Origin of the sequence: Bacillus sp. SIMBA_074 (assembly GCF_046534555.1) — a bacterium.
GTDB lineage: Bacteria > Bacillota > Bacilli > Bacillales > Bacillaceae_G > Bacillus_A > Bacillus_A mycoides.
In genome coordinates, this window is sequence record NZ_JAWRYM010000638.1 from 1 (window position 1) to 266 (window position 266).

General features: G+C 49.6%; 1 protein-coding gene. It reads right to left on the reverse strand.

Features of this window, described 5'->3' with window-relative positions; translation table 11 throughout:
• On the reverse strand, nt 1-187 hold a 187-nt coding region (locus tag SB773_RS32310; RefSeq protein ID WP_410594458.1), incomplete at its 3' end, for a hypothetical protein.
• Nucleotides 188-266 lie beyond the last annotated feature (79 nt).

The following is a 266-nucleotide window of genomic DNA, read 5'->3' on the forward strand; positions in this document are numbered from 1 at the left end:
CGCCGCCAAACTGTACTTCAGTTATGGCGTCTATTTCACCTTCGCACAGCACCGCAATAATGTGCAGGTATTCGTTTTCAGCACCGCCACTGGCATCAGTTACGTATTTGTGAACCTTAATGGCACCAATGCGCCGGGTGCCATACACAACCGGTATAGCGACATCGCTGCCCTGTTTCTCAACCATTACCGCTTCCGCTGGTGGTAGATCTGGCTTTAGCCAGTCGTGTATTTTATTGGGTATACCCAGGCCTAAAAAGTTGGAT